This is a genomic window from uncultured Campylobacter sp. (assembly GCF_938045775.1).
Taxonomy (GTDB): domain Bacteria; phylum Campylobacterota; class Campylobacteria; order Campylobacterales; family Campylobacteraceae; genus Campylobacter_B.
The window spans coordinates 1-5215 of record NZ_CALIBH010000001.1 but is presented as its reverse complement, the minus strand read 5'-3'; the positions used below and the strand labels follow the sequence as shown (position 1 = coordinate 5215).

The window sequence follows — 5215 nt, the reverse complement described above, 5'->3', positions numbered from 1 at the left end:
ACATAACTAATCTAATAATGGGCTTAAATTAGCTCAGCTCGCAGAATTTATCACCGCGCGGATATTTGAGCTGGTGGCACAAAGAGCTATAATGAGTCAAAACATTCGGCGTAGATAATTTATACTTGCTTACATAGCTTCTGCGAAACTTGAAACTTACGCGAGCTTTTAAAGCCTGTGCGAGTAAAAAATTTGCGTCCATGCGTTATTTTGCGGCGAAATTTTAAAATTTTAAATTCAGTCGGGCGCGAATTTTAAAATCCGGCTTACAAGCAAAATTTCAAAACCCCGTGTAAGCGCAAAATTTTAGGATTTAGGGTTTTACGATCTGCGTAATTCTGAAATTTTAAGCATATTTAAGCTTTAAAATTTTGAAAATTTCAAAGCTTAAAAATTTCAATAATTTTGGTTGCGAGGATTTTAAAATTTGGAATTTTTTAAAATTCCAAATTTTAAGATTGATGACACTCTAAGATCTCGCAAATATAAAAATCTTTAAAATTATAAGAATTCCAAAGGTTATAAATTTTAAAATTTTAATATCAATCAGATTCTAAAACCCCGTTAGCTAAAGCGTTTTAAATTCCAAGAATTCCAAACGTGCGCGATTTATTCGCCTAGAGCTTTGTCGATGAGCTTGACGTCTTCGCTTGCGCTGCCGTCGATGACTAAGGCTTGATCGCTGCCGCTTACCGCGCTTTTTCCGTTAAATTTCGCGCCCACTTCAATGCCGAAGCTTTGCGATAGCACGTCGCCTACGAGCACACCGCCGCCTAGCAGCTCGACGAGCTCGGCTTCGATATTACCGAAAAATTTGCCGCTGATTACGATATGCTTGGCCCTAATCGAGCCGCGCGCGGTACCATTTTTACCGATGACGACGGTGTTATCGGAGATCACGTCGCCTTCGACATTGCCGTCGATATGCAAAATGCACGACAGGTGTAGCTCTCCTTTGATGAGCGTGCCTGACGAGATTATTGTTGTTTGAGCGGTGTTTGCATCGCCTTTATTAAAGATTGCCATGGGACATCTTCCTCCTTAGTAAAAATTTCTTTGTAATTTTTTTCGTTCCAGTTGATGAAATTTAGCGGATCTAGCGGCAGCTGCAAAAATCTAATCTCGTAGTGCAGATGAGGTCCTGTGCTAAGCCCGGTGTTACCGCTAAAAGCGATGAGATCGCCTTTGTTTACAAACTCGCCTACTTTGCGAGTTAAATTTGAATCCAAATGCGCATATCGTGTCGTAAAGCCGTAGTTATGGCGGATCTCGACTAGATTGCCGTAGCCAGTAGCGCCCGCGCCGCTGTATTGGATGATACCATCTGCAGGCGCATAGATAGGTGTTTTAGGCGGCGTACGTAGATCAACGCCTGGGTGAAACTGCTTGCGTTTTAAGATAGGATGGTTGCGCCAGCCGAATTTCTCGCTGAGTTGATGAGTGCGCATGACCCTGCCGTTTGGGATCTGCATAAAAATTTCTTTGATCAGTGCGTCGGAGAATTTTTCGTTGATGATCTTTTGCGCACGCTCTTTGATCTCTTGTTCGGAAGTAGGTTTGATGTGAGATAGGCGGTCGATCGCGCGCTCATCCTCCTCAGCATCAAGCCCAAACTGATGCTCCAAATCCGAAATTTTACCCTCGATGGCTTCAAATTCCATCTGACTTGCCGCGATACCATCGCGAAGTTTTTGATTTAGCTCGTTAAGCTCGGTTTTAGTTCGCGAAAGGCTGTCGATTTTAGAGCCCAGATACCTGATATATAGCGCACCCGTGACAAAAACGGTAAAAACAAATAGTACTAAATATAACGCGATCTTTTTGATGATTTGCGAAAGCAAAAAATTCCTAGAGCCGTTAAGGTCGGTTATGGTTATCATAAATTTGTTTTTCATAATGCGGCATTATAATGCAGCATAGCTGAAATTTCAAAAAAATTGTAGATAAATTCAAAAGCCATTTAATTTTAAAATTTCACTAAAAGATAAAATTTATTACTTAGTATAATTATAATTTAAGCAAATCTTGCTATAATTACAGCAATTTTAAATAAAGGAGACACAATGTCAAAAACAGTAAAACAACTAAACAAACTTCAGGCGGACGCTCATGCGTTCTTTGTCGCATTCCACGATTATCACTGGAATGTTAAGGGCTTGCAATTCGCGCAGGTTCACGCTTACACCGAGAAAGCATACGACGAGATGGGCGAGCTTTTCGACGATATGGCTGAGCGCGCGCTTCAAATAGGTGGTAAGGCTGTAACTAAAGCCAAGGATCTAATTGAGCTTTCAAAAGACGCTCCGATTAGCGTAAAAGATAGCTATAGCGTATCTGAGGTACTTGAGGATGTTAAAAAAGCCTACGAGTATTTAGTAAAAGAATTTAAAAAGCTTCAAGAAGTAGCCGAAGAAGAGGGCGACGATACGACTTCAAATATCGCGCAGGATCACTACGGCGATTATGAAAAACGCCTATGGATGCTAAGCTCAATGCTAAGCAAATAATCCCCGCAAATCCTTTCAAAATTTTTAGGGGCATATGCCCCTAAAACTTAAATCTACTATTTAAATTTTTAAAATTCTAAGATTATGATTTCACACTAAAATTTTAAATTCTGCTTGAAAACTGAAGTAGAATCGCTCATTCAAAGCAAAATTCATGTAGGTTTTAAATTTCATATCATCGAAATCTAACTCATTCGCCATGTAAAATCATAACTCTTTTTATAAAGCTCGGTCTAATTTAAAATTTTGCCGTGTCGTTAAAATTTCTTGTCGATTTCAAATTTCATAGCCGTAAAAATTCTAAGAGCTAAGGCTTTGCAGCTCAAGAATGGTATTTGCTAAGAGAGATCGTCTGTGATAAATTTTGTATTTCTTTTTAGCGTCTGATGATAAATTTTAGCTTGTAGTTTTACTATTTTGATTATTTTTAAAACTTCGGTGTTTATAAATGAAGCGGAATTTTAAAAATTTCAAAGAATTTCGCAAATTCCGTAAAATTTCGCAATTTCACGGAATTTTAGTTTTTATAGAATTAAGCTCTAGTCTTAAAAATTCTCTTCGGTATTGCGGTCGCTGACACGGTCCCACGGTAGTTTTATTCCGCCTAGGATATGAAAGTGCAGATGCATCACCTCCTGACCCCCATTTTCGCCGCAGTTGCAAACAAGACGGTATCCACTCTTATCAAGCCCCATTTTGCGAGTTACTTCTTGGATAAAAGCGCTCATTTTGCTCATCACTTCGGGTGGTGTTACTTGAAAGTTTTCGTAGCATTTCTTAGGGATCGCCAGGATGTGGATTGGCGCTTTTGGGTTGATGTCGTGGAATGCCAAAAATTCATCGTTTTCCAGCACTTTGTTGCACGGGATTTCGCCGTTTACGATCTTTTCGAAGACGTTCATTTTAGATCCTTTTATGAGGTTGAAATTTAGCTGCGATTATAGCCAAAAAATCCAAACACGCAAATTTACCTAGCTTTTATCAAATTTTAACTACAATCGCGCCATTAAATTTAACTACAAGGATAGAATTTGCAAGAGATTAAAGCAAAAATCGACGCCGCATCGAGCTTAAGCGAGCTGGAAGCCGTGCGCTTGGAGCTTTTCGGCAAAAAAGGCATCATAACGGCGCTTTTTTCCGAGCTCAAATCCGCAGCGCCCGAGCAGAAAAAAGAGCTTGCCGTAAGCGCGAATGAAAAGCGCGATTATTTTAGCGAGCTCATCGCTGCAAAAAGGGCGAGCCTGGAAGCAGCAGAGCAAAAAGAGGCGATGAAAAATGAAGCAATCGACGTCACGCTTTTTAACGAAAACGTAAGCTGCGGCGCGCTGCATCCGGTGATGGAGACGATGGATAAGATCATAGACTACTTCATCGCGCAAAATTTCAGCGTCGAAAGCGGCCCGCTTATCGAGGACGACTTCCATAATTTCGAAGCGCTAAATTTGCCCAAATACCACCCGGCGCGCGATATGCAAGATACGTTTTATCTAAATGACGGGCGGCTACTACGCACGCACACTAGCGGCGTTCAGATCCGCACGATGGAGAAATTTAAAGCTCCGCCGGTGCGTATGATCGCCCCGGGCGCGGTCTTTCGCCGTGATATGGATCTAACCCACACGCCGATGTTTCATCAAGTAGAAGGCCTCATAGTCGAACAGGGAGACCGCGTAAGCTTTGCAAATTTAAAATACGTTTTAGAGGAATTTTTGCGCTATATGTTTGGAGACGTAAAGGTGCGCTTCCGCCCGAGCTTCTTTCCGTTTACGGAGCCAAGCACCGAAGTCGATATTAGCTGTATTTTCTGCCACGGCGAGGGATGCCGCGTCTGTAAGCAGACGGGCTGGCTCGAGGTGTTAGGCAGCGGCGTGGTCGATCCTAACGTCTTTAAAGCGGTGGGCTGGAAAAACGTCAGCGGATACGCATTTGGGCTCGGCGTGGAGAGATTTGCGATGCTGCTACATGGTATCCCCGATCTACGCTCGCTATTTGAAGGCGATATTAGATTATTGGAGCAGTTTAAATGATAATAACGAGAAATTGGTTGCAGGAGTGGATCGACATAAGCGAAATTTCAAGCGAAAGGCTGCTTTCTACGCTAAATTCCATCGGTCTGGAGGTTGACGCTCACAATAAAATTTCGCTCCCTAAAGGCGTCGTCGTAGGACTCGTAAAAAGTAAGCGTCGTCACGAGAATTCCGATCATCTAAACGTCTGCGAGGTTGATGTCGGTGAGCAGAGCCTGCAGATCGTCTGCGGCGCGAAAAATGTTGAGGCAGGGCAATATGTCGCGGTTAGCCTCGTCGGCGCCGTGCTGCCTAGCGGACTTGAGATAAAGCCCGCCAAACTTCGCGGAGTGGAGAGCTTTGGCATGATCTGTTCGGCAACCGAGCTTGGACTTGCTAAGACGAATGACGGCATTATGGTGCTTGATAGCAGCATCGGCGAGCTCGTGCTCGGTAAAGAGTTGCGCGAGTATGAAATTTTTAACGACGATCTTATCGAGATCGAGCTTACCGCTAATCGCGGCGACTGCCTTAGCATCTTAGGCATAGCGCGCGATCTAGGCGCAGCGCTTGATCTGCCGCTAAAGGAAAAGCACGAATTTGAAGATGCCGACGGAGCACCTGGTATCGGTAGAATTTTAAGTGTGCGTGCAAGCGATGAGGTAAGCGCTAAATTTGCTTTTCGAGCTTATGAGATCAAAG

General features: G+C 42.9%; 6 protein-coding genes. 3 read left to right on the top strand and 3 right to left on the bottom strand.

Going from position 1 to position 5215, the window contains the following annotated elements; translation table 11 throughout:
* Nucleotides 1-609 precede the first annotated feature (609 nt).
* Both Q0238_RS00030 and Q0238_RS00025 read right to left on the bottom strand, forming a co-directional pair.
* Nucleotides 610-1026, bottom strand: coding sequence for a polymer-forming cytoskeletal protein (locus Q0238_RS00030; protein ID WP_297883182.1), 417 nt, complete (start codon nucleotides 1024-1026; stop codon nucleotides 610-612).
* Nucleotides 978-1898: a M23 family metallopeptidase gene (locus Q0238_RS00025; RefSeq protein WP_363317107.1), complete on the bottom strand. Its 921-nt coding sequence runs from the start codon at nucleotides 1896-1898 to the stop codon at nucleotides 978-980. Before Q0238_RS00025 ends, Q0238_RS00030 begins: the two co-directional genes overlap by 49 nt.
* Nucleotides 1899-2063: 165 nt before the next feature.
* Here Q0238_RS00025 and Q0238_RS00020 point away from each other — a divergent pair, with 165 nt between their 5' ends.
* Nucleotides 2064-2507, top strand: a complete 444-nt coding sequence (locus Q0238_RS00020) for a Dps family protein (RefSeq protein WP_005873145.1) — start codon at nucleotides 2064-2066, stop codon at nucleotides 2505-2507.
* Nucleotides 2508-3052: 545 nt separating this feature from the next.
* On the opposite strand, the gene Q0238_RS00015 is transcribed toward Q0238_RS00020, so the two are convergent.
* The gene (locus Q0238_RS00015) at nucleotides 3053-3409 is read right to left on the bottom strand and encodes a histidine triad nucleotide-binding protein (RefSeq protein WP_297941615.1); all 357 of its coding nucleotides are present in this window, start codon (nucleotides 3407-3409) and stop codon (nucleotides 3053-3055) included.
* A gap of 129 nt (nucleotides 3410-3538) precedes the next feature.
* Here Q0238_RS00015 and pheS point away from each other — a divergent pair, with 129 nt between their 5' ends.
* Both pheS and ytpR read left to right on the top strand, forming a co-directional pair.
* Nucleotides 3539-4534, top strand: a complete 996-nt coding sequence (pheS, locus tag Q0238_RS00010) for a phenylalanine--tRNA ligase subunit alpha (protein WP_297941613.1) — start codon at nucleotides 3539-3541, stop codon at nucleotides 4532-4534.
* A partial coding sequence (ytpR, locus tag Q0238_RS00005) for a YtpR family tRNA-binding protein (protein ID WP_363317106.1) occupies nucleotides 4531-5215 on the top strand: 685 nt, incomplete at its 3' end. The genes pheS and ytpR, both read left to right, overlap by 4 nt.